Raw genomic sequence first — 21603 nt, forward strand, 5'->3', positions numbered from 1 at the left:
GCAGTGCAGCCACCCGCACGTCAAGCCCTGGCGCGAGCGCAGCACTCGGCGGTGCACCTCGAACTGCGCGACAGCTACACGCTGGACGACCCCGGGTTCATCGCGTGGCAGCGGGGCGAGCGCCTCGACCCTGCCGACCGGACCTCGTGGTGGGGTGGCTGGCACGACGCGGTGAGGGAGGCGACCGGCCGAGGGGTCGTCGTTCGGCGGCTCCGGATCGTGTCGGAACCCGTCAGCGCCTATGTGCGGTACGAGTACGACTGCACGTTCACCAACATCGCGGCGGGCGAGTCGGTCCGGTGGCTGCCGCGCCGGCGGACCACGGACCTGGCCCTGCCGGGTACCGATTTCTGGCTGTTCGACGGAGCCCAGGCGCTGTTCCACCACTTCACCGGGGACGGGCAGCTCGACCAGGACGGACGGGAGTACGCGGACGACCCCGAGCGCGTGAAGCTGTGCGCCGCCGCCTTCGAAACCGCCTGGCAGCGCGCCGCCCCCCACGACGAGTACCGGCCGCGCTGAGGGGTCGTCGCCATGGCCGTATCCCCCTCATCCAGCGCCCAGCAGGCCCGGCAGGCCCTCGCGAAACGTCTCACGGACCTCTGCCGGGATGCGGGGCTGACCGGCATCGACTTGGCGCAGCGTTGCGGGTGGAGCCGGTCCAAGTCGTCCCGGATCATGAACGCCAAGACGCCCCCTTCGGCCGATGACATCCGGGCGTGGTGCCGTGCGTGTGGCGCCGAGGAGCAGACAGAGGACCTGATCGCCTCTCTGCGGTCCGCCGAGGGCATGTGGGTCAACTGGCGGCGCATGGAGCGTGCCGGGCTCAGGCAGGCCCAGGAGGCCCGTCTCCCGCTCTTCGAGCGCACCCGACGCTTCCGCGCCTATTCCTCGTGGTTCGTCCCCGGCCTGATCCAGACGGCCGGCTACACGGAAGCCGTCCTGCGTGCCGTCCAACGACGCCGGGTCGACGTGGACGACGTCGCCGACGCCGTAGCCGCCCGTATGGAGCGTCAGCGCGTGCTCCACGAGGGCGCCCGGCAGTTCGCGTTCCTCGTGGAGGAGTCGGTCCTGCGGAACGGACTCGGCGGGCCGGAGGTGCAGGAGGAACAGCTCCGCCATCTCCTCACGGTCGGCGCGCTGCCCAGCGTCAGTCTGGGTGTGGTCCCCACACGTACCGAGCGCTCCCGCATGCCCGTGGAAGGGTTCTGGATCTTCGACACGGCGCAGGTGAACGTGGAGCTGGTCTCCGGGTACCTCACGCTGACCCAACCCAGCGAAGTCGCCGCGTACGGGGACGCGTTCACCGAACTGGCGGGCATGGCCGTCCACGGGGCGAGGGCTCGGGCGCTGATCATGAGCGCCATCCAGACGCTCCGATGACAGCCGTGCAACCTCGTGCAATCGGCTGGGGGATGCCGCTCCGTCGTTCCTAGCGTGGTCCTGCACGGACGACAGGAGGAGCGGCCCCGTGAAGGCGATCACTTACGCGCGACCCCCGGTGGAACTACCGCTGCGCACGGCCCCGGAGCCCGCGCCGGCGGCCGGATGCGTGGTCTGCGCCGCCCTGGCCGCGCAGCGCCGGGAGGCCCGGCTCCTGAACGACCACTCCACGGCCAGCGACTGCAACGTGGAACTGCGCAACCACCCGCACTCCGAGGGGGCGGCATGACCGTCCGGGCGGTGCTCCGGTACGTCTCGTACGTGATGCACCGCCACCCCTCGGCGGAGACGACGGCCACCGCGCGCTGTCTCAACCCCGACTGCCGGTGGACGGCCGCCCCGACCGGGAACGCGGACGTGTGCACCGACCTGTGCATCCAGCACACCGGCCGCACCGGGCACATGACGTTCCTGCGGGAGTTCTCCGAAGTTGCCGTGGTGGAGCCCGTCGCCCGTCCGGTGACCGGCGCGTGAGGGGGCGCTCCCGCCTCACCGTGCGGGTGGTGAGGGGCGGCTCCGCCGGCCCGGTGCGGGTCTTCCGGGCGGGCGAGCCCGTACGGACGCTGGTGCGCGACCCGGTCGAGGTGGCCCGCTTCCGGCGTGAGGGCTACTGGGACGGCTTCGGGGACGTCTTCCCGCCCTGTGCCTGCCTGCGCTGCCTGCGGGCCGTGTGGAGCCTGGACGCACAGCGGCCGTGACGGCTCGTAAGGTGGAGCGGCCACGGCGGATCGCTCCAGGCCAGGCCCCTATGTGAGTCCGTTGACAGATTTGTTGATCTTCACGATGCTCATGCCCGCCATCCTAAAGATCCCGACCGGGATATCGTCGTCCAGATGATGAACCGGGGCACGACGCGCGGCAGCCGGACGGAGCAGCGGTTGCGGTCGGCAGGGCGGGAGGCGGCGGGGCGTGGCTGACGCGGCGGAGCACGGTGGTGCCGACGGACACGTCGGGGTCATAGGCGGTGGCGGCAGGCTCGCGGCGGTACGGCTGCTGCTGTGGGCGCTCGCGGCCGTGCTCGGCGTCCGGCAGGCGGCCGCCGTGCTGCGGGTGCCGCCCGGCGACTGGCTCAGCGGCGTCCACCTCCCCGGCGGCCTGCCCGGCTCCCTCTACGGCACCGGCCAGTTCACCGGAACCCCCTTCGCCGGGCTCGTCCTCAAACCGCTGACCGCCCTCGCCGCCCCCTCCCTGGAGGTGGCCTGGACCTGCGTGACGCTGCTCCTCGTCGGCGGCGTCGGACTCGTCGCCGCCCGGGCGCTCCCCGACCCCGTGCCCCGCCGCACCGCGCTGCTCGCCGCGCCCGTGCTGGTCGCGCTGATGACGGTCTCCCTGCCCGTCCGCGAAGCCGCCTCCCCCGGGCAGACCGCCGTCCTGCCCGTGCTGCTGGTGCTCCTCGCCCTCTTCCGGGCCCCCGGCGGACGCCCCGCCGGCTTCCTCGTCGGCCTCGCCGCCGCCCTCCAGCCCGCCCTGCTGCTCTTCGCCCCGCTGCTGTGGTTCACCGGCCGCCGCCCGGCAGCCAAGGCCGCCGCCGTGACCTTCGCCGCCGCCACCGCGCTGTCCTGGGCCGCGCTGCCGCGCGACTCGTGGACGTACTGGGCCGGGCACCTCGCCGGCACCGGCCTCGGCGGCGCCCCCGACGGCCTCGCCAACCAGTCCCTGCACGGCGCCCTGCTCCGTCTCGGCCTCGACGGCCCCGCCGAGATCGCGCTGTTCGCGGCCCTCGCCGCCGCCGTCGCCTGGACCGGCCTGCGCCGCGCCGTCCGCTACGCCCGCGACGGACAGCTCCTGCTCGCCGCCGCCGTCACCGGCTGCGTCGCGGTGGCCGTGTCCCCGGCCGGCTGGCGCCACCAGCTGCTGTGGGTGCTGCTCGCCGTGGCCGGCAAGGTGGGCGAGCGCGCCGCCGACCGCCGGGTGTGGCCCGTCGCCGTGGTGCTGGCCATGACCCTGCCGAGTGCCGTGCTGCTGCCCAACCTGGCCGTCCTGGCCCCCGTACGCGACAACGTGCCGCTGCTCGCGGCCCTGGCGGCGGCCTGCGCCGTGCCGTTCCTGCCGCGCACCTCCCCGTACTGGCGCGAGCCCGTGCCCACCGTCCACGCGGAGCCCGCGCCCTCCCGCCGGCGCCGGGTCCCGCTGCTGCCGTTCTGGCGGCGGGTCACCTCGCGCCCCAACCTCCTGCTGGAACTGCTGCTGATACGGGTCGGCTACTCGATCTACTCGCACATTCGCGCCGCGGCCCCCACGAGCCGTTCCCTCGCCGAGGGCAACGGCAGCCAGATCCTGGGCATCGAGCGGGTGCTCGGCATCGACATCGAACACGCCGTCAACCAGGCCGTGGTGAACACGCCCTGGCTGGAGGCCTTCTTCAACTTCTACTACACCTCCTTCCACTTCGTCGTCCCGCTCGGCATACTCGCCGTCCTCTACTGGCGCCGCCCCGGCGACTACCGCTGGGCCCGCGCCTCCCTCGGGCTGGCCACCGTCCTGGCGCTGGCCGGGTTCTGGCTGTACCCGCTCGCGCCGCCGCGCCTCATGCCCGGACTCGGCTTCGTCGACACCGTGCACGGGGTCCAGGACCTGGCGAACCCCTCGTACGGGGCGATGACCGCGATCTCCAACCAGTACGCCGCGATGCCCTCGCTGCACTTCGGCTGGTCCCTGTGGTGCGGGACCGTGATCGTGCTCCTCGCGCCCAAGGGCTGGCAGAAGCTGCTCGGCGTCCTCCACCCGCTGATCACGGTGTGCGCGATCGTGGCCACCGCCAACCACTGGGTGCTCGACGCGGTCGGCGGCGCGGCCGTCGTCGCGGCCGGCTTCGCCCTGGTCCACGTACTGTCCGGGCCGCGCGCGCTCAAGTCCGCCCTCCCCGTGCAGCGCCGGGCCGCCGGCGACCCGGTACGCGCCCCCGCCCGCTCGGGGCGGCCGTAGGGGGTGTCCGCCGGACAGCACCCGGCGCGGGTCCACGTCCGCACGCGGCGCGCGGGCCTACGTCCGCACCCGGCGCGGGGGCCTACGTCCGCACCCGGCGCGGGCCTACGTCCGCACGCGGCGCAGCAGCGCGCGCAGCGGGCCGGGGCTCTCGTACCCGACCCGCCGGGCGACCGCGGCGAGCGGCAGGCCCGTGGTGCGCAGCAGGTGCTCGGCCTGCTCGACCCGCAGGTCCTGCACCAGGCGGATGGGGGAGCAGCCGAGGGCGCGGGCCATGGTGCGCTGGAGGGTGCGCTCGCTGACGCCCAGGTCGCGGGCCGCGTCGGCGATCGACAGGGGCTCTTCGATGCGGGCGCGCACCCACCGCTCGAAGGCGGCGACGAGCGGCTCGTGCCGGGCCGTGGCGCCGGGGATCACGTACGCGGCCTGCGAGGCCCGGTCGTCGACCACCAGGTAGCGCCGGACCAGGTCGGCGAGGGCCGGGCTGCGCGTGCCGACGACGGCCAGCGCCAGGTCGAGATGGCTGAACGCGGCGCCCGCCGTGGTGACCCCGTCCGAGGTCGTCACCATCCGGCTCTCCTCCAGCGTCACCCGGGGGTAGCGCTCGCGGAACACCGGCGCCAGCCACCAGCTGGTCGTCGCCCGCAGCCCGTCGAGCACCCCGGACTCGGCCAGCAGGAAGGTGCCGGTGCAGGAGGAGGCGAGCGGGGTGCCCCGTTCGCGCGCCTCGGCCAGGATCCGGCGGGCCGGGCGCTGCCCGGGCGCGGCGACGGCCTCCAGCAGCGCGGAGGGGCGGCGTTCCATCAGGGCGGGCAGGACGAGCAGCCCGGCGTCCTCCGCCTCGCGGGCCGGCTCGGTGTCGATGCGGTGGCCCAGCCCGCTGCGGACGCGCCGGCGGACGCCGATCGTGTGGATGCCGAAGGCGGGCGGCGTGGCGCCGGGGAGCTCCCGGCGCAGGGCGTTGGCGGTGTGCAGCACGTCCAGGACGGCCGAGATCCCGGAGTCGAAGACCCCGTCGAGGGCCAGTACGGCGACTTTCACGGGCCCACCGTAGCCGGTCGCGGGGCCCGCCCGGATGGTGTCGGATTCGGTGCGGAAGACGCCGGATCCGACACTCCCGGAGGGAAGGCGCGCTGCCTAGGGTCGATGGCATGACCACGTACCGCACCACCGCCCCCGAGGCCCTGCGCAGCCGCACCCACACCTGGCAGCCGCGGCCCGCGACCACCCCGGAGATCCTGGGCATGAGCGGCCTGGAGATCCTCCGGGCCGCGCTGGACGGGACTTTGCCGGCCGCCTCGATGATGAGCACCCTGGGCTTCCGGCTCACCGAGGTCGGGGAGGGCTCCGTCGTGTTCGAGGGGGACCCCGGCGACCACCTGCTCAACCCCATGGGCACGGTCCACGGAGGCTTCCTGGCGACCCTGCTGGACTCGGCGCTCGGTTCGGCGGTGATGACGCGGCTCCCGGCGGGCACCGCCTACACCACCGTGCAGCTGGGGGTCCACATGATCCGCCCGGTGTCGGCGGACACCCCCGCCCTGCGCTGTGAGGGCACCGCCCTGCACGTCGGCCGCACCACGGCCACCGCCGAGGCGCGGGTCGTCGGCACGCACGACGGCAAGCTCTACGCCCACGGGACGACCACCTGCGCGGTCCTGCGGCCCGCCTGACGGACCGGCGCGCACGGCCGGGACGGCCGTACGCCGGCCCCGGAACGGCCCGAGCGGCAGCCGGTACGGCCCGAGCGGCAGCCGGTATGGCCCGAGCGGCAGCCGGTACGGCCGTACCGGACGCGGAATGGCCGAAGGAACGCCGGGGCTTGGTGTCCCCGGCGCCCCTTCGGTGGATCGTCGCGTCCTGTCAGGATCGGCCAGGTCCCGCGATCCCGCCACTCGGGCGATCACCGCTCCGACGGACGGCAGGGGCCGGGGCGTGGGTGTGCGGCCCCTGCCGTCCTGGTTCACGGGCCGGCTCGCGCCGGCCCGGAGTCCGTCAACCCACGCTGACCCGCAGCTCCTTGATGCCGTTCAGCCAGGCCGCGCGCAGCCGGCGCGGGCCGTCCGAGGCGGCCCGCAGGTCGGGCAGGGCGTCGGCCAGGGCGTTGAAGATCAGGTCGATCTCCAGGATGGCCAGGGACTTGCCGAGGCAGAAGTGCGGGCCTCCGCCGCCGAAGCCGAGGTGCGGGTTGGGGTCGCGGGTGATGTCGAAGACGTCCGGGTCCTCGAAGACCTCGGGGTCGTGGTTGGCGGAGGAGTAGAAGAGCCCCACCCGGTCGCCGGCCTTGATCTTCTGGCCGCCCAGCTCGGTGTCGCGGGTGGCGGTCCGCTGGAAGGACACGACGGGCGTGGCCCAGCGCACGATCTCCTCCGCGGCGGTGGCCGGCCGGGTCGCCTTGTACAGCTCCCACTGGTCGGGGTGGGTGAGGAAGGCGTGCATGCCGTGGCTGATGGCGTTGCGCGTGGTCTCGTTGCCCGCGACGGCCAGCAGCAGCACGAAGAGGCCGAACTCGTCGGAGCGCAGGTTGCCCTCGCCCTCCGCCGCCACCAGTTGCGTGACGATGTCCTTGGCCGGGCACTCCTTGCGCTCGGCGGCCAGGTTCATGGCGTAGCCGATGAGTTCGACGGCGGCGTTGGAACCGACCTCCTCGGTGATCGCGTACTCCGGGTCGTCGTAGGCGATCATCTTGTTCGACCAGTCGAAGATCCGGGAGCGGTCCTCCTGCGGTACGCCGATCAGCTCGGCGATGGCCTGGAGCGGGAGTTCGCAGGCCACTTGGGTGACGAAGTCGAAGGAGCCGTCCGCCGAGGCCTCCCGGGCCTCCTCCACGATCTTCCGGGCCCGGTCGCGCAGGGCCCGTTCCAGGGTGCGGATGGCGCGGGGGGTGAAGCCGCGCTGCACGATCTGGCGTACGCGGGTGTGCTCGGGCGGATCCATGTTCAGCATGATCAGGCGCTGGGCATCTATCTGTTCGCGCTGGATGTGCTCGTTGAAGCGGATGATCGCCGTATTGGTGGTGGAGGAGAAGAGCTCCGGGTGCGTGGAGACGTACTTGACGTCCGCGTGCCGGGTGACGGCCCAGTAGCCCTCGTCGTCGAATCCGGTGACGCCCCGCCGCTGCGGGCACCACCACACGGGCGCGGTCTGCCGCAGCCGAGCGAACTCCGGGAAGGGGACCCGGTCCTGGAGGAGGTCGGGGTCGGTGGCGTCGAAGCCTTCGGGCAGCGCGGGACAGGGCATCGGGCGACTCCAAGGTCTGACGAGGGTCTGACGGCCCATCAGAAGTTGGCTTGAAGGTAGTAACGAGTTCTAGAACTCACAAGGGCCCGCGCGCCAACTGTTGCGTGTGGAATCCGTGTAAGCCGCGTGCAAGACCCTTGCGTGCCGGGCGTCGAGGTCATAAGACTGCGGGGGAGAACTAGAACGCGTACTAGTTCGCGCGGGGCAGCCGCCGGGACGGCCCGCCACGCCGGCGCTGTGCAGATTGTGCAGGAGAGGACGAGCTCATGGCCGCGGAACCCGTCATCGTCGAAGCCGTACGCACCCCCATCGGGAAACGCGGGGGATCCCTGGCCAACCTCCATCCCGCCTACCTGCTCGGCGAGACCTACCGCGAGCTCCTGGCCCGAACCGGAATCCAGCCCGACTGCGTCGAACAGATCGTCGGCGGCACCGTCACCCACGCGGGCGAGCAGTCCATGAACCCCGCCCGCAACGCCTGGCTCGCCATGGGCCTCCCGTACGAGACCGCCGCGACCACCGTCGACTGCCAGTGCGGCAGCTCCCAGCAGGCCAATCACATGGTCGCCAACATGATCTCCGGCGGGGTCGTCGACATCGGCATCGCCTGCGGCGTCGAGGCCATGAGCCGCGTCCCGCTCGGCTCCGGCTCCAAGCACGGGCCCGGCAAGCCCTTCCCGGACGAGTGGAACGTCGACCTCCCGAACCAGTTCGAGGCCGCCGAGCGGATCGCCCGCCACCGGGGCCTGACCCGCGAGGACGTCGACCGGCTCGGCGTGCTCTCGCAGGAGCGGGCCGCCACCGCCTGGGCCGAGGAGCGCTTCAAGCGCGAGACCTTCGCCGTCCAGGTGCCCACCACCGAGGAGGAGCAGGCGGCGGGCCAGGGCATGTGGCGGCTGGTCGACCGGGACGAGGGACTGCGCGACACCAGCATGGAGGGCCTGGCCCGGCTCAAGCCGGTCATGCCGACGGCCGTCCACACCGCCGGCAACTCCTCCCAGATATCCGACGGCGCCGCCGCCGTGATGTGGGCCTCGCGCAAGATGGCCCGCGCGCTCAAGCTCAAGCCGCGCGCCCGGATCGTCGCCCAGGCGCTGGTCGGCTCCGACCCGCACTTCCACCTGGACGGCCCGATCGACGCGACCCGGGCCGTACTGGGCAAGGCCGGGATGTCCCTCAAGGACATCGACCTCGTCGAGATCAACGAGGCCTTCGCCTCCGTCGTCCTCAGCTGGGCCCAGGTCTTCGGCCAGGACCTGGAGAAGGTCAACGTCAACGGCGGCGGCATCGCCCTCGGCCACCCCGTCGGCGCCACCGGCGCCCGGCTGATCACCACCGCGCTGCACGAGCTGGAGCGGCGCGACAAGGAGTTCGCGCTGATCACCATGTGCGCCGGTGGCGCGCTGGCGACCGGCACCATCATCCAGCGCCTGTGACGAGGGCTCCGGGCGCCCGCTGAACCCCGTGGGACGGGATGCGGAAGGCCCCGGTGGCCGGACCTGGGGAGGCCGGCCACCGGGGCCTTCGTACGCCGTGCTGCCGCACTGGTGGCTTAGTACCAGTGGTTGGCCTGCCAGAAGTTCCAGGCCTCGACGGGGCTGCCGTAGCGCTCGTTCATGTAGTCCAGGCCCCACTTGATCTGGGTGGCCGGGTTGGTCTTCCAGTCGGAGCCCGCGGAGGACATCTTCGACGCGGGCAGGGCCTGGACCAAACCGTAGGCGCCGGAGGAGGAGTTGACCGCGGTGTAGTCCCAGCCGCTCTCACGGGTGACGATCTTGTCGAAGGCGGCGAACTGGGCCGGGTCCTTGATCATCTGCTGGGCGATCGCCTTCGCGCCCGCCGGAGCGGCCTGCGCGGGAACCGCGGCGAGCAGGGAACCCGCGACACCCAGAGCGAGGACGGAACCGGCGAGGGCCTTCTTCGAAGCGGCGATGCGGCGGATGACGGCGTTGGACACGGAGGAACCTTCCGACGGGGACAAGGACGGTCGCGGCATGCCGAAGACATGCGTGAGCCACTCACGCGAAGGAGAGGGGATCGTCCGGCGGGGGGCGGTGCGCCCCGGCCGCCTCGGCGACAACACCAGTTAGCCAGCCCGGCGCCGCCCTGGCAACGCCCCCCGCCTACGAACCACCCCCGCACACCGGGACCTTGGACCCGGCCCCCAGCCCGTGCGGCAACAGGCCGGCGGGTCTACTAACCCGGACCGGATGTGACCTGGGTCCTGTGGGCCGCCTCACCGCCCCACACCCCCGAAGTCACCCCCCGTAACCACTCACACCCTCTGAGGTGGGTGTCCCCCGTCACTCCCGACCCCCGAATCGAAGGAAACCGGGGCATCGAACGCGGCTTTCCGAGTCGCCCGGCGCAGCGCCTTCAGCAGCGTGCCGCCGAGCGCGAGCGTCAGTACGACCGTCAGCGCGGCCCGCCCCAGGTCCCAGCCCACCGAGGTCGCCAGGCAGTACGCGACGAAGCGCGCGAGGTTCTGCGGCACCGGGTCGCCGGGGTGGAAGGAGATGCCCTGGCCCATGCCCTGCAGGATCACCCAGCCCTGGAGGTTCATGACCGTGCCGTACGCGAAGGAGCCCAGGAACCCGTACGCCGCGAGCATCGCCAGCTCGGCCCGCCCCCGGATCAGCTGCGGCCCCGGCAGCAGCCCCGCGCCCAGCGAGAACCAGCCCAGCGCCAGCATCTGGAACGGCATCCACGGCCCGACCCCGCCCGTGAGCAGGGCGGACGCGAACATCGTGACGGAGCCGAGGACGAAGCCGAAGCCGGGACCGAGGACGCGGCCGCTCAGCACCATCAGGAAGAACATGGGCTCCAGGCCGGCCGTGCCCGCGCCCAGCGGCCGCAGCGCCGCCCCCACGGCGGCGAGCACCCCGAGCATCGCGACGGCCTTGGAGTCCATGCCGTTGTCGGCGATGGTCGCGACGACCACGGCGACGAGGAGGGGGAGCAGCGCGGCGAAGAGCCACGGGGCGTCCTGGGAGTGGGCCAGCCCGGACTGGCGGTCGGCGAGCAGGGGCCAGCCGAAGGCTGCGATGCCGATGAGGGTGACCAGGACCAGGGCCGCGGCGGCGCGCGGGCCGATGCGTACGGGTCGTACGGGTCGCACGGGGCGGGTGGCGCGGGTGGCGCGGGTGGTCACGGGGTCGCCTCCAGGGCGGCGGCCACCTGGGACACCGTGAGCCAGTGGCCGGGGGCCAGGATCTTCGCCACCTGGGGCGCGAAGGCGGGGGAGGACACCACGACCTCGGCCGTCGGCCCGTCCGCGACGATCTCCCCGCCCGCCAGGATCACCACCCGGTGCGCCAGCTCGGCGGCCAGCTCCACGTCGTGTGTCGCGAGGACGATGGCGTGGCCGTCGGCGGCGAGGCCGCGCAGCGTCTCCACCAGGCGGGCCTTGGCGGCGTAGTCCAGACCGCGGGTCGGCTCGTCGAGGAGCAGCAGGGCGGGACGGGCGGTCAGGACCAGGGCGAGGGCGAGGGTCAGACGCTGGCCCTCGGACAGGTCCCGGGGGTGCGTGCCGTCCGGTACGTCGGGCAGCAGGGCGCTGACCAGCGCACGGCAGGTCCCGGCGGGCGCCCCGGCGTCGGCGTCCGCGGCGGCGCACTCGGCCGCGACGGTGTCGGCGTAGAGGAGGTCGCGCGGCTCCTGCGGGACCAGACCGACCCGGCGGACCATCTCCGGCGGCGGAGTGCGGTGCGGGGCGCGGCCGCCGACGCTCACCTGGCCGGTGGAGGGGGCGAGGGTGCCGGTGAGGGCGGCGAGGAGGGTGGACTTGCCCGCGCCGTTGCGTCCCATGAGGGCGACGGTCTCGCCGGGGGCGACGTGGAGGGTGACGTCGTGGAGGACCTCGGCGCGGGCGCGGCGGACGCCGAGACCGACGGCGGCGGCTACGGGGGCTCCGGCGGCGGGGGCGGGGGTGCCGGGCGTGGCGTCGCCCGGGCCGCGGCGGGACCTGCCGGCCAGGCGGGCCAGCCGGTCGAGGACGCGGCCTGCGGGTGCGGGGGCCGCTGCGCGGGGCTGGTCCCCTGCCCGCCCTTCGCCCGTTCCCCGGGGCTCGGCCCCGGACCCCGATACCGTGCGCTCCGCGCCCGGTGCGCTCAAGCGCCGCGCGGGCCGCAATGTCGCTGCGCGGAATCCGGCCCCGCCGGCGTTCGAGGCGCGGGGGTCTGGGGGCGGAGCCCCCAGAAGGGGTCCGGGCACAGCCCGGGGTGCGGGCGAAGGGCGGGCAGGGGAGTCGCCCCGCGCAGCGGCAGCCCCGTCCGCCGGCCCCGCCGGGGCCGGCGGCGGGGACAGGGGGGACAGGCGGTCGCGGAGAGGGGCGGACAGCCGACGGGCGTCGCGGACCGAGAGGGGGAGCGGGGACCAGCCCGCCAGGCGGCCCAGGGAGACCACCGGGGGGTGGACCGGGGAGACGGCCATGATGTCGGACGGGATGCCGAGGACCGGGGCCGCGCCCGGGGACGGCAGCAGGAGCACGCGGTCGGCGTACTGGACGACCCGTTCCAGGCGGTGCTCCGCCATCAGGACGGTCGTGCCCAGGTCGTGGACCAGGCGTTGCAGCACCGCCAGGACCTCCTCCGCCGCCGCCGGGTCCAGGGCGGAGGTCGGCTCGTCCAGGACCAGGACCTTCGGGTGCGTCGTCAGGACCGAGCCGATCGCCACCCGCTGCTGCTGGCCGCCCGACAGGGTCGCGATCGGCCGGTCGCGGAGCTCGTTCAGGCCCAGCAGGTCGAGGGTCTCCTCCACCCGGCGCCGCATCACCGCGGGCGGCAGGCCCAGCGACTCCATGCCGTACGCCAGCTCGTCCTCGACCACGTCCGTCACGAAGTGGGCCAGGGGGTCCTGCCCGACCGTGCCCACCACGTCCGCCAGTTCGCGCGGCATGTGCGTGCGGGTGTCGCGGCCGGCCACCGTCACCCGCCCGCTCAGCGTGCCGCCCGTGAAGTGCGGGACCAGCCCCGACACCGCCCCCAGCAGGGTCGACTTGCCGACCCCCGACGGGCCGACGAGGAGGGTCAGCTCCCCTTCCGGGAGGGTGAAGTCCGCGTCCCGGAGGGAGGGCCGCGCGGCGCCGTCGTACGTCACCGACACCTGCTCGAAACGGATCAACGGGAGGACTCCTCGGAAGGGACGGGGGCCACGAAGGCCGGAAGCAGGCCGATCAGGACCGCCGCCGCGGGCCACAGCGGCAGCGCGGGCGCGACCAGCGGGACCACGCCCGGCCGCAGCCCCTCCGGGTCCACCGAACCCGCGTACACGAGCAGGGCCGCCACCGCCGCCCCCGAACCGGCGACCAGCCACGCCCGCACCCCCCACCGGTCCGGCCGGTACCGGGTGCGGATGCTGCGCCGCCCGCCCAGCCGCAGACCCGCCAGGGCCAGCACCAAGCCGATGCCGAGCACGGGCAGCCCGTACGCGGCGCCCTCCGCCGCGAGCAGCCCGTACGTACCGGCGCACATGCCGAGCAGCCCGCCGAGGGTGAGCGCGTTGGTGGTGTGCCGCACGGCCGGCGGCACCTGCGCGGTGCGCCCGTACCCGCGCGCGTCCATCGACGCGGCGACGGCCACCGAGCGCTCCAGCGCCCCCTCCAGTACCGGCAGCCCGATCTGGAGGACGGCCTTCACCCCGCCCGTGGGGCGCCCGCGCAGCCGGCGGGCGGTCCGCAGCCGGGCCACGTCGGCGACCATGTTCGGCGCGAACGTCATCGCGACGACCACCGCCACCCCCGCCTCGTACAGCGCGGCGGGCAGCGACTTCAGCAGCCGCGCCGGGTTGGCCAGCGCGTTCGCGGCGCCGACGCAGATCAGCAGCGTGGCCAGCTTCGCCCCGTCGTAGAAGGCGAAGACCAGCTGTTCCGCGCTGACCCGGCCACCGAACCGGATGCCCTGCGCCCACGCCGGCAGCGGGACCTCCGGCAGGGTGAAGAGGGTGTGCGTGCCGGGGATGGGGGAGCCCAGCAGCATGGAGAAGACCAGCCGCAGCCCGATGACGAACAGCCCGAGCTTGACGAAGGCACCGTAGGAACGCGCCCACGGGGCCTCCGTCCGGCGTGCCGCCACCACGTACCCGGCGACGCCGGCGATCAGGCCGAGGAGCAGCGGGTTGGTGGTCCGGGAAGCGGCGGTGGCGAGCCCGAGGGCCCACAGCCACCAGGCCCCCGCGTGCAGGGCGTTCCCCCGCCGGGCCGCGGGCGCCCGCCAGCGCCCTTCCTTCTCGTACGACGGCCCGTGCGGGGGGCCGGACCGCCCGGCCGCACCGGCCCGGGCCGGGGATGCGCCGACGGGTGCCGCGCCGTGGGTGGTGCGCGCCGTCATCGCCTGCGGCGGCGGGACTGCCACACGGCGGCGGAACCCAGGGCGAGGACCGCCGCGATGCCGAGGAACAGGCCCGCCGAGGGGCCGGAGGAACCCCCGTCCGAGGAGGCCGCGCCTGAGGAGGCCGTCGCCGTCGCCGGGGCGGCGGGGGCCGACTGCTTCGGCTCCGCGTCCGGGAGGGGTTCCCCGCAGCCCGTCCGCGGGTAGCCGGAGATACCGCACAGCAGCGCCGCGCCGTTGTAGCGCAGCGGCTTCGCCACCTCGGCCAGCGCCTCGGCGGCCGTCGCCTGCGGGGCCACCTGCGCGCAGGCCGTACGGGCCGTGCCCTGCGGCGGGGTCTCGCCGGCGGGGGCGTCCTCGGGCGTCCCGAAGTCGATGACCAGGGCCACCCGCTTCCTGCCGTCCACCGGGGCGGTGCCCCCGCAGACGGCCTCGAAGTCGGCGGCCGCACGAGGCTGGGCAGCCTCGTCGCCGGCGTCCTTGCTCACCGCGAAGCGGAACCCGAGCGTGCTGCCGTCCGCGGGGCGGGCCGTGGAGGGGCCCTGGGTGGCGTACGCCCAGCGGCCGCCCGCGCCGTCCCAGAACGACCAGTAGCGGTAGCTCGCCGCCACGGCCGGGGACGCCGCGAACAGGGTCAGGAGCAGGCCCAGGGCGGCCAGGACGCCGGGGAGAGCACCGGCGAGCGCGCGCGGACGGCGGCGGATCACAGGTCGTTCTTCTTCCGGCGGCCGCTCAGCAGGATGCCGATGCCCATGCCGGCCGCGGCGCCCGCGCCGACGATCCACCAGACGTTCTGGTTGCCGGAGCCCGGCTTCTCCTCGCCCTCCACCTTCTGCGGTTCGGCGTCGGGCGCGACCGGGGCCGGGCCCGTGGCGTTCAGCGCCGCCACCAGGTCGACGCCGCCGAAGGCCTTCGGGTCGGTGCCCGTCGCGTGGGCGGTCAGGACCAGGGTGGCCAGCGCGGCCGGGTTGCGGTTGGCCCACGGGGCGGAGTTCTTCTGGAGCCACTCCAGGGCGCCCGCCGCCGCCTGCCGGTGCCCGGCCGCGGCCAGGGCGATCACCGCGTCGGCGGTGTTGCCGGTGTCGGCGGTGGGCTGGTCGGCGCCCGGGGTGACGGCCGTCAGGTGGCCGTCCTTCTTCAGCGCCTCGGCCAGGTAGCCGGCCGCGCCCTGGGCCGCGCCCGCCGGGTCGGCGGAGCCTGCCGGGCAGGCCAGCGCGGCGGCCGGGGTGTCGGTGGCGGCCGGGTCGACCAGGATGCCCTTGCCCAGGCCCGCCAGGGCGGCGGCGGCTGTGGCGTCGGCGTTCGCTGCGAGCTTGCCGTCGGCCGGCTGGTACCCGAAGGCGCCCCGGTCGGAGGCCGGCTCGGCCGAGCAGCCCAGCTGGAAGGAGAGCAGGCCGTCGTACGCGGACTTCCCCGCCTTCGACTTCACCTCGGCCGGCTTCTCGCCCGCCGCGGCCAGTGCGCTGATCACGATGGAGGTCGAGTTGCCCTCGCTGGGCGAGCCCGGGACGTAGGCCCAGCCGCCGTCCTCGTTCTGTACGGACTTCAGCCAGTCCGTGGCCTTCTTGACCGCCGCGTCCTTGCCGCCGAGGGCCTTGAGGGCCTGCACGGCGATGGCCGTCGCGTTGGTGTCGTACATCGTCTTGTCGTCGCAGGCCGCGCCCGCGTCCGCCCGGAAGGAGGCGAAGCCGCCGCCCGCGCACTGCTGGCCGGTGAGCCAGTCGACGGCCTGCGGGGCGGGCTTCAGGCCCGCCGTCTTCTGGGCGAGCAGCGCGAGGGACTGGCGCCACACCCCGTCGTACGTCGGGTCGGCCTTGCCGAACAGGCCCGACGGGACGACCGGCGGCGCGGAGGGCGACGGCGTGTCGGCGAGGGCGGCGGGGGCGGCGCCCACGCAGAGCACGGCGGATGCGGCGAGCGCGGCGGCGCTGCGGCGGACGTTCATGGCGGGGCGGGTGCCTCTCGTACGGGGGGCGGGAGACAGGCACGCGCAGGCACCGGGCTCCGGCTCCGGTTACCTCGACGGTGCCGGCCGCCGGAGGACCCGGCGGCACGAGCCGCGCACCTCCGGTACGGGGCAGTCCGGCTCGCCGTCCCGCGTGCTGCGGGCCGGGTCACGGTTGCGGGTCAGCGCCGGATTCGCACCGGCTTCCCCCCATACGGAAGTGTGGACGACGGGCTTACTGTACCGGCCCGTAGCTCCCCGGCCCGGTGGCACGGGGGGCCGTACGGGAGCACCCGGCCCCGGCACGGGAGCACCCGGGCCGGGAGGACTCCGTTCCCGGGCCGGGCCCCCGGGGCCGGTCCCCGGTCCCCGGGCCCCCGGGCCGGGCCCCCGGGCCCCCGGGCGCCGGGTCTACAGTGCCCGGTACGCCACCGGGTCCGTGCCCGGGACCGCCTCCGCCCGGCCCTGCTTCACCAGCCGCCGCAGGTGTGCCTCCGCCTCCGAGACGGCGATGTTCCGGGAGCCGTACGGGATCTGCGCCCAGGGCCGGTTCCACTCCATCCGCTCCGCGAGTCCCCAGGGAGTCAGCGGTTCGCCCAGCAGCTCCCACAGCCCGGTCAGCCGCTGCTCGTGGTGCTCCAGCAGCTCCCGTACGCGGGCGGGCGCGTCGGTGAAGGCGTGCTGGTGGGCCGGGAGCACCTCGGCGGGCGCGAGGCGGCCGACGCGTTCGAGGGAGTCGAGGTAGTCCCCGAGGGGGTCGGTGACCCGGGTGTCCTCGGGGGCCTCGTAGAGGCCGATGTGCGGGGAGATCCCGGGGAGCAGGTGGTCGCCGGAGAAGAGCCGGCCGTTGCCGGGGAGGCCGGCCGGGTGGCGCTCCTCCAGGTGGAGGCAGACGTGCCCGGGGGTGTGGCCCGGGGTCCAGACCGCCCGCAGCCGCCGTCCGGCGAGGGGGAGCAGTTCGCCGGGCGCGATCTCCCTGTCGGGGACGGCGGCACCGAGTCCCGGCAGGGTGCGGACGCGGCCGCTCGCCCGGGCGGCGCGGAGGGGGGCGACGTGCTCCTCGGGTGCCCCGGCGGCGGCCAGCTTCTCGCTCATGTAGTCGAACCAGTGGCCCGGCTCGGCGGAGCGGGTCCGTACGACGACCTCGGTGTCGGCGGCGTGCATGGCGATCCACGCGCCCGACGCCTCCCGTACCTGCCCGGACAGGCCGTGGTGGTCGGGGTGGTGGTGGGTGAGGACGACCCCGTGCACGTCGGCGACGGCGATGCCGAGCGCGCCGAGTCCGGCGGTGAGGGTGTCCCAGGAGGCGGGGTCGTCCCAGCCGGTGTCGATCAGGACGGGGCCGCGGTCGGTGTCGAGGACGTGGACGAGGGTGTGGCCGAGGGGGTTGTCCGGGATGGGGACCTGGATGGCGTGGACGCCCCCGCCGTGGTCGGTGACCTGGGGGGCGGGGGTCGGGGCGGGCGTAGGGGTCGGGGTGGGGGTTGCGGTCGGGGCGGGGGTCGGGCTGGGGTCCGGCATGGAGGCTCCCGGCTGGCTCGGGCTGATGAGAACGTGTTCCAGTGGTAGCCCAAGTCGACCATCTATCGGGGTTCCTGACTAGTCGTGAGATCTTCGTGGACTCTGGTCGAGCGGTCGGCTTCGATGGCGTCCTGACCGTGGACTCCTCGAACTAGAACTGGTATCAGTTCTGCGACATCGGTGAGATCGTGCGCAGCCCTGGAGGCATCGGACATGACCGAGCTCGTGGAACACGGCCAACTGTTCATCGGCGGGGAATGGACCGATCCGCTGGGCACCGGCACCATCCGGATCGTCTCCCCCCACACCGAACAGGTCATCGGCAGCGTCCCGCACGCCTCCGAGGCCGATGTGGACCGCGCCGTCGCCGTCGCCCGCAAGGCCTTCGACGAGGGCCCCTGGCCCCGCCTGTCCCTGGAGGAACGGATCGCCGTCGTCTCCCGGATCAAGGACGCCATCGCCGTCCGCCACGAGGAGATCGCCCGCTCCATCAGCTCCCAGAACGGCTCCCCGTACTCCTGGAGCGTCCTCGCCCAGGCGCTCGGCGCGATGATGGTCTACGACTCCGCCATCAAGGTCGCCGCCGCCTACCCCTACGAGGAGCGCCGCCAGGGCGCGCTGGGCCCGATCCTCGTACGCCGCGAACCCGTCGGGGTCGTCGCCGCCGTCATCCCGTGGAACGTCCCGCAGTTCGTGGCCGCCGCGAAGCTCGCGCCCGCGCTGCTCACCGGCTCCTCGGTCGTCCTCAAGCCGTCCCCCGAAGCCCCGCTGGACTCCTTCATCCTGGCCGACATCGCACGGGAGGCCGGGCTGCCGGAAGGCGTACTGTCCATCCTGCCCGCCGACCGCGAGGTCAGCGAGTACCTGGTCGGGCACCCCGGCGTCGACAAGGTCGCCTTCACCGGCTCCGTCGCCGCCGGCAAGCGGGTCATGGAGGTCGCCGCCCGCAACCTGACCCGGGTCACCCTCGAACTCGGCGGCAAGTCCGCCGCCGTGATCCTGCCGGACGCGGACCTGGCGAGCACCGTCGCCGGGATCGTCCCCGCCGCCTGGATGAACAACGGCCAGGCGTGCGTGGCCCAGACCCGCATCCTCGCCCCGCGCAGCCGGTACGCGGAGATCGCCGAAGCCCTCGCGGCGGCGGCCGGGGCCCTCGTGGTCGGTGACCCGCTGGACCCGGCGACACAGCTCGGACCGCTCGTCGCGAAGCGGCAGCAGCAGAGGTCGCTCGACTACATCCGGATCGGGCAGGAGGAGGGCGCCAAGGTCCTGGCGGGCGGCGGCCGCCCGGCGGGACTGGAGCGGGGCTGGTACGTGGAACCCACCCTGTTCGGGGACGTCGACAACTCGATGCGGATCGCCCGCGAGGAGATCTTCGGCCCGGTCGTGTGCCTGATCCCGTACGGGGACGAGGCCGAGGCCGTACGGGTCGCCAACGACTCGGAGTTCGGCCTGAGCGGCAGCGTCTGGACTGCGGACGTGGAGCACGGCGTCGACTTCGCGCGCCGGGTCCGCACCGGGACCTTCAACGTGAACACCTTCAGCCTGGACATGCTGGGGCCGTTCGGCGGCTACAAGAACAGTGGCGTGGGGCGGGAGTTCGGGCCGGAGGGGCTGAGCGAGTACCTGGAGCACAAGATGATCCACCTCCCGGCGGGTGCGTGATGGGGGATCGCGGTGACCGCTGGCAGGTCGAGGTCGACCGGGGGGTCTGCATCGGCTCGGGCATGTGCGTGAACCAGGCCCCTGACGCCTTCGCCCTCGACTCGGCCCGCCAGTCGCACCCCCGCTCCCCGGAGACGGACGCCAACGAACCCACCCTCGCAGCCGCCGAGGGCTGCCCGGTGGAGGCCATCCTCATCACCCTGTCGGCCACGGGCGAGGCGGTGTTCCCGCCGGAGGAGTGAGGGGGTGGGCGGCGTGGGTGGGACGGGCCGGGGGTCCGGGGGGCGGTAGCCCCTTGGGCGGGGTCGGGGAGGTGCTGGGGGTTTCCCGTCAGTCCCATCGTCGTTCCGTGTCGTGCCGGCCTGTCAAGGGCGCTCCTTCGTCGCGTCACTTCGTGATCGCCTTCGGCGACCCTTGACAGGCCGTCCCGCCCCGGAAAGCCGAAAGACTGCCGGGAAACCCCCAGAAGAACGGTCACGGGGCAAAAGCAGGAGGGGCGGGTCTCTCAGGGACCAGGCGAGGGACTGGGCGTCGCCCTGCCGGGCATCCGGGCCCTCAACAGTCGAGACCCGGGGCCGCAGGAGCTCTACCTGCACGGAAGGACGACAGGAGCATCCTGCGGACCACCCAGACGCGACAGATCGCTACGCGCTCCTCATTGATGGGCGTCCGGGGACCGTCCGGGGCTGATACCTGCACCAAAGGTTGATCAGAGCGGCGGGGGAAGCGGTCAGGCGCACCAAATCGCTACGCGCTCCTCATTGATCGGCGTCCGGCGACCGTCCGGGGCTGATGCCCGCACCAGAGGACGGTCAGGACAGCACGGGAAGCGGTCAGGCGCGGCCGATCGCGACGTACTTCCCGCATCTCGGGGTCTGTCGGTTGTCCGGGGTCAATCCCATTGCCATGATCACGTCTGTGGCGAAACGATACGGCCATGGAGCGGCCGAGAGAGATCATCGAGTGTGACGGGTTCACCCTGCGGCGTTGGCGGGAGGAGCGCGACTTCGACGCCCTGCTCCGCCTGAGCGAGGAGTCGCTCGACCACTTGAGTCCGTGGATGCCTTGGGCGCGGGCCCACACCCCGCAGCACACCCGGGACTTCCTGTCCGGCTGCGAGCTGAACTGGCGCAGCGGTGAGGCGTACAACTACGCGATCACCGTGCAAGGCGAGCCCGTGGGGAGTCTGTCGCTCTACCTCGCCGACGAGCCCCGGGGGCGCGCCCTGGGGTACTGGCTGCACCCGCGTGCCACCGGCCGGGGCATGGCCACCCGGGCGGCGGCGGCCGTGGTCGGTGAGGCCTTCGCCCTGCCGGGCGTGGAGTACGTGGAGATCGCGCACGACCCGGCCAATACCGCCAGCGCGGCCGTCCCCGAACGTCTGGGGTTCGCCCTGGTGTCGCAGGACGACACGGACGTCATCTGGCGGCAGTACGCGCACGGACAAGGAGAGTCGTGATGCAGGTAGCCGTGGTGACCTTCGACGGTTTCAACGAACTCGACAGTTTCATCGCGTCGGCGCTGATCAACAAGTCGGGTCTGGAGGCCTTCATCACGACGCCCACGCCCGTGGTCACGTCGATGAACGGCGTGCAGGTGAGCGGCCAGCGACCCATGGACTTCGTGACCGAGGCCGATGTCGTCCTGATCGGCAGCGGTGTGAAGACACGTGACGTGGTGGCCGATGACAGGCTGCTCTCCATGCTGCCGCTCGACCCTTCGCGCCAGCTGATCGGTTCGCAGTGCTCGGGCGCCCTCGTCCTCGCGAAGCTCGGCCTCCTGGGCGACATGCCCGCCTGCACCGACATGACGAGCCGTCCCTTCGTCGAGGCCTGCGGCGTCACCGTCCTGGACGCCTCCTTCCACGCAGAGGGGAACATCGCCACCGCAGGCGGCTGCCTGGCCTCCCAGTACCTCGCCACCTGGGTGATCACCCGCACCCTCGGCGAGGAGGCCGCGCGCGCCGTCATCGACTACGCCGGCCCGGTGGGTGAGAAGCGCGAGACCGTCGAGCGTTCCCTCCACGCCGTCCGCTCCGGCGACCCCGCCGTGCTCTGAGGGTCACAGCAGGGGTGCGTATCGATCTGACGCGCCCACCCGCAACCCGGTCCGCTCTGGTCGCCATGTGGTGCGGGTACCAGCCCAAGGCGGCCGCCAGACGCCGAGATCAGAGGAGCGCGTAGCGATCTGTCGCGCCTGACCGCTTCCTGCGCTGCTCTGGTCGTCCTCTGCTGCAGGTATCAGCCCCGGACGGCCGCCGGACGCTTGGCCGGGAGGAGCGCGTAGCGATCTGCTGCGCCTGGGTGCTCCGCAGGTCGCTCTGATCGACCTTTCCCGCAGGTAGCCGCGCCCCCGGCCCTGGCAGCAGGCATCTGGGAGCCCGGATGCCCGGCCGACCGGCCCCCGGCCCCTCGCCTGATCCCTGAGAGACCCGCCCCTCCCCCTCTTGCCCCGTGACCGTTCTTTTGGGGGTTTCCCGGCAGTCTTTCGGCTTTCCGGGGCGGGACGGCCTGTCAAGGGTCGCCGAAGGCGATCACG

21 protein-coding genes are annotated in these 21603 nt (G+C 73.8%); 12 read left to right on the forward strand and 9 right to left on the reverse strand.

Annotated elements, in window-relative coordinates; genetic code table 11:
* Window positions 1-3 precede the first annotated feature (3 nt).
* The 6 genes from AC069X_RS29845 to AC069X_RS29870 all read left to right on the forward strand — a co-directional run bounded on the left by AC069X_RS29845 (window position 4) and on the right by AC069X_RS29870 (window position 4368).
* Entirely contained in the window at window positions 4-522 is a 519-nt protein-coding gene (locus AC069X_RS29845) for a DUF6879 family protein (protein WP_478733331.1), read from the forward strand.
* A 12-nt stretch (window positions 523-534) separates the two neighbouring features.
* Window positions 535-1383 carry a helix-turn-helix domain-containing protein gene (locus tag AC069X_RS29850; RefSeq protein ID WP_478733333.1) on the forward strand — a complete coding sequence of 283 codons (849 nt, stop codon included), beginning with the start codon at window positions 535-537 and terminating at the stop codon, window positions 1381-1383.
* Window positions 1384-1471: 88 nt separating this feature from the next.
* Complete coding sequence (locus AC069X_RS29855) at window positions 1472-1672, forward strand: hypothetical protein (protein ID WP_478733335.1); 201 nt, start codon at window positions 1472-1474, stop codon at window positions 1670-1672.
* Window positions 1669-1917, forward strand: coding sequence for a DUF7848 domain-containing protein (locus AC069X_RS29860; protein ID WP_478733337.1), 249 nt, complete (start codon window positions 1669-1671; stop codon window positions 1915-1917). Before AC069X_RS29855 ends, AC069X_RS29860 begins: the two co-directional genes overlap by 4 nt.
* A gap of 29 nt (window positions 1918-1946) precedes the next feature.
* Window positions 1947-2141, forward strand: a complete 195-nt coding sequence (locus AC069X_RS29865) for a hypothetical protein (protein ID WP_478733339.1) — start codon at window positions 1947-1949, stop codon at window positions 2139-2141.
* 211 nt (window positions 2142-2352) lie between these two features.
* On the forward strand, window positions 2353-4368 hold the full coding sequence (locus tag AC069X_RS29870; RefSeq protein WP_478733341.1) for a phosphatase PAP2 family protein: 2016 nt from the start codon (window positions 2353-2355) through the stop codon (window positions 4366-4368).
* Window positions 4369-4473: 105 nt separating this feature from the next.
* On the opposite strand, the gene AC069X_RS29875 is transcribed toward AC069X_RS29870, so the two are convergent.
* Window positions 4474-5409: a GlxA family transcriptional regulator gene (locus tag AC069X_RS29875; protein WP_478733343.1), complete on the reverse strand. Its 936-nt coding sequence runs from the start codon at window positions 5407-5409 to the stop codon at window positions 4474-4476.
* Between the two features lie 110 nt (window positions 5410-5519).
* On the opposite strand from AC069X_RS29875, the gene AC069X_RS29880 reads away from it, so the two are divergent.
* Window positions 5520-6041, forward strand: a complete 522-nt coding sequence (locus AC069X_RS29880; protein WP_478733345.1) for a PaaI family thioesterase — start codon at window positions 5520-5522, stop codon at window positions 6039-6041.
* Between the two features lie 322 nt (window positions 6042-6363).
* Here AC069X_RS29880 and AC069X_RS29885 read toward each other — a convergent pair whose 3' ends face one another.
* The gene (locus AC069X_RS29885; protein WP_478733347.1) at window positions 6364-7608 is read right to left on the reverse strand and encodes a cytochrome P450; all 1245 of its coding nucleotides are present in this window, start codon (window positions 7606-7608) and stop codon (window positions 6364-6366) included.
* Between the two features lie 266 nt (window positions 7609-7874).
* On the opposite strand from AC069X_RS29885, the gene AC069X_RS29890 reads away from it, so the two are divergent.
* The gene (locus AC069X_RS29890; RefSeq protein ID WP_401243621.1) at window positions 7875-9044 is read left to right on the forward strand and encodes a steroid 3-ketoacyl-CoA thiolase; all 1170 of its coding nucleotides are present in this window, start codon (window positions 7875-7877) and stop codon (window positions 9042-9044) included.
* A 116-nt stretch (window positions 9045-9160) separates the two neighbouring features.
* Here AC069X_RS29890 and AC069X_RS29895 read toward each other — a convergent pair whose 3' ends face one another.
* The 7 genes from AC069X_RS29895 to AC069X_RS29925 all read right to left on the reverse strand — a co-directional run bounded on the left by AC069X_RS29895 (window position 9161) and on the right by AC069X_RS29925 (window position 17400).
* A complete protein-coding gene (locus tag AC069X_RS29895; RefSeq protein ID WP_478733350.1) occupies window positions 9161-9565 on the reverse strand; it encodes an aggregation-promoting factor C-terminal-like domain-containing protein in 405 nt (134 codons plus the stop codon).
* Window positions 9566-9883: 318 nt separating this feature from the next.
* On the reverse strand, window positions 9884-10759 hold the full coding sequence (locus AC069X_RS29900) for an ECF transporter S component (RefSeq protein WP_478733352.1): 876 nt from the start codon (window positions 10757-10759) through the stop codon (window positions 9884-9886).
* On the reverse strand, window positions 10756-12729 hold the full coding sequence (locus AC069X_RS29905; protein WP_478733354.1) for an ABC transporter ATP-binding protein: 1974 nt from the start codon (window positions 12727-12729) through the stop codon (window positions 10756-10758). Before AC069X_RS29905 ends, AC069X_RS29900 begins: the two co-directional genes overlap by 4 nt.
* Window positions 12726-13934, reverse strand: coding sequence for an energy-coupling factor transporter transmembrane component T family protein (locus AC069X_RS29910; RefSeq protein ID WP_478733375.1), 1209 nt, complete (start codon window positions 13932-13934; stop codon window positions 12726-12728). Before AC069X_RS29910 ends, AC069X_RS29905 begins: the two co-directional genes overlap by 4 nt.
* Entirely contained in the window at window positions 13931-14638 is a 708-nt protein-coding gene (locus AC069X_RS29915) for an SCO2322 family protein (protein ID WP_478733377.1), read from the reverse strand. Before AC069X_RS29915 ends, AC069X_RS29910 begins: the two co-directional genes overlap by 4 nt.
* Window positions 14638-15879, reverse strand: coding sequence for a prenyltransferase/squalene oxidase repeat-containing protein (locus tag AC069X_RS29920; protein ID WP_478733356.1), 1242 nt, complete (start codon window positions 15877-15879; stop codon window positions 14638-14640). The genes AC069X_RS29915 and AC069X_RS29920 overlap by 1 nt, the downstream gene beginning before the upstream one ends.
* Window positions 15880-16290: 411 nt before the next feature.
* Complete coding sequence (locus AC069X_RS29925) at window positions 16291-17400, reverse strand: MBL fold metallo-hydrolase (RefSeq protein ID WP_478733358.1); 1110 nt, start codon at window positions 17398-17400, stop codon at window positions 16291-16293.
* A 213-nt stretch (window positions 17401-17613) separates the two neighbouring features.
* Here AC069X_RS29925 and AC069X_RS29930 point away from each other — a divergent pair, with 213 nt between their 5' ends.
* The 4 genes from AC069X_RS29930 to AC069X_RS29945 all read left to right on the forward strand — a co-directional run bounded on the left by AC069X_RS29930 (window position 17614) and on the right by AC069X_RS29945 (window position 21123).
* The gene (locus tag AC069X_RS29930; protein WP_478733360.1) at window positions 17614-19065 is read left to right on the forward strand and encodes an aldehyde dehydrogenase; all 1452 of its coding nucleotides are present in this window, start codon (window positions 17614-17616) and stop codon (window positions 19063-19065) included.
* Entirely contained in the window at window positions 19065-19307 is a 243-nt protein-coding gene (locus tag AC069X_RS29935; RefSeq protein ID WP_478733362.1) for a ferredoxin, read from the forward strand. The genes AC069X_RS29930 and AC069X_RS29935 overlap by 1 nt, the downstream gene beginning before the upstream one ends.
* A gap of 695 nt (window positions 19308-20002) precedes the next feature.
* A complete protein-coding gene (locus tag AC069X_RS29940; RefSeq protein ID WP_478733364.1) occupies window positions 20003-20524 on the forward strand; it encodes a GNAT family N-acetyltransferase in 522 nt (173 codons plus the stop codon).
* Window positions 20524-21123 (forward strand): DJ-1/PfpI family protein, encoded by a 600-nt coding sequence (locus AC069X_RS29945; RefSeq protein ID WP_478733366.1) that lies wholly within the window; start codon window positions 20524-20526, stop codon window positions 21121-21123. Before AC069X_RS29940 ends, AC069X_RS29945 begins: the two co-directional genes overlap by 1 nt.
* Window positions 21124-21603: the final 480 nt, after the last annotated feature.

It is taken from the genome of Streptomyces sp. NPDC043896 (assembly GCF_056435605.1).

What these genes read in the sequence shown, in the direction of transcription:
- AC069X_RS29850 (WP_478733333.1), top strand. Translation starts at nt 535, where the DNA reads ATGGCCGTATCCCCCTCATCCAGCGCCCAGCAGGCCCGGCAGGCCCTC.
- AC069X_RS29860 (WP_478733337.1), top strand. Translation starts at nt 1,669, where the DNA reads ATGACCGTCCGGGCGGTGCTCCGGTACGTCTCGTACGTGATGCACCGC.
- AC069X_RS29880 (WP_478733345.1), top strand. Translation starts at nt 5,520, where the DNA reads ATGACCACGTACCGCACCACCGCCCCCGAGGCCCTGCGCAGCCGCACC.
- AC069X_RS29885 (WP_478733347.1), bottom strand. Translation starts at nt 7,608, where the DNA reads ATGCCCTGTCCCGCGCTGCCCGAAGGCTTCGACGCCACCGACCCCGAC.
- AC069X_RS29890 (WP_401243621.1), top strand. Translation starts at nt 7,875, where the DNA reads ATGGCCGCGGAACCCGTCATCGTCGAAGCCGTACGCACCCCCATCGGG.
- AC069X_RS29910 (WP_478733375.1), bottom strand. Translation starts at nt 13,934, where the DNA reads ATGACGGCGCGCACCACCCACGGCGCGGCACCCGTCGGCGCATCCCCG.
- AC069X_RS29920 (WP_478733356.1), bottom strand. Translation starts at nt 15,879, where the DNA reads ATGAACGTCCGCCGCAGCGCCGCCGCGCTCGCCGCATCCGCCGTGCTC.
- AC069X_RS29925 (WP_478733358.1), bottom strand. Translation starts at nt 17,400, where the DNA reads ATGCCGGACCCCAGCCCGACCCCCGCCCCGACCGCAACCCCCACCCCG.
- AC069X_RS29930 (WP_478733360.1), top strand. Translation starts at nt 17,614, where the DNA reads ATGACCGAGCTCGTGGAACACGGCCAACTGTTCATCGGCGGGGAATGG.
- AC069X_RS29935 (WP_478733362.1), top strand. Translation starts at nt 19,065, where the DNA reads ATGGGGGATCGCGGTGACCGCTGGCAGGTCGAGGTCGACCGGGGGGTC.
- AC069X_RS29940 (WP_478733364.1), top strand. Translation starts at nt 20,003, where the DNA reads ATGGAGCGGCCGAGAGAGATCATCGAGTGTGACGGGTTCACCCTGCGG.
- AC069X_RS29945 (WP_478733366.1), top strand. Translation starts at nt 20,524, where the DNA reads ATGCAGGTAGCCGTGGTGACCTTCGACGGTTTCAACGAACTCGACAGT.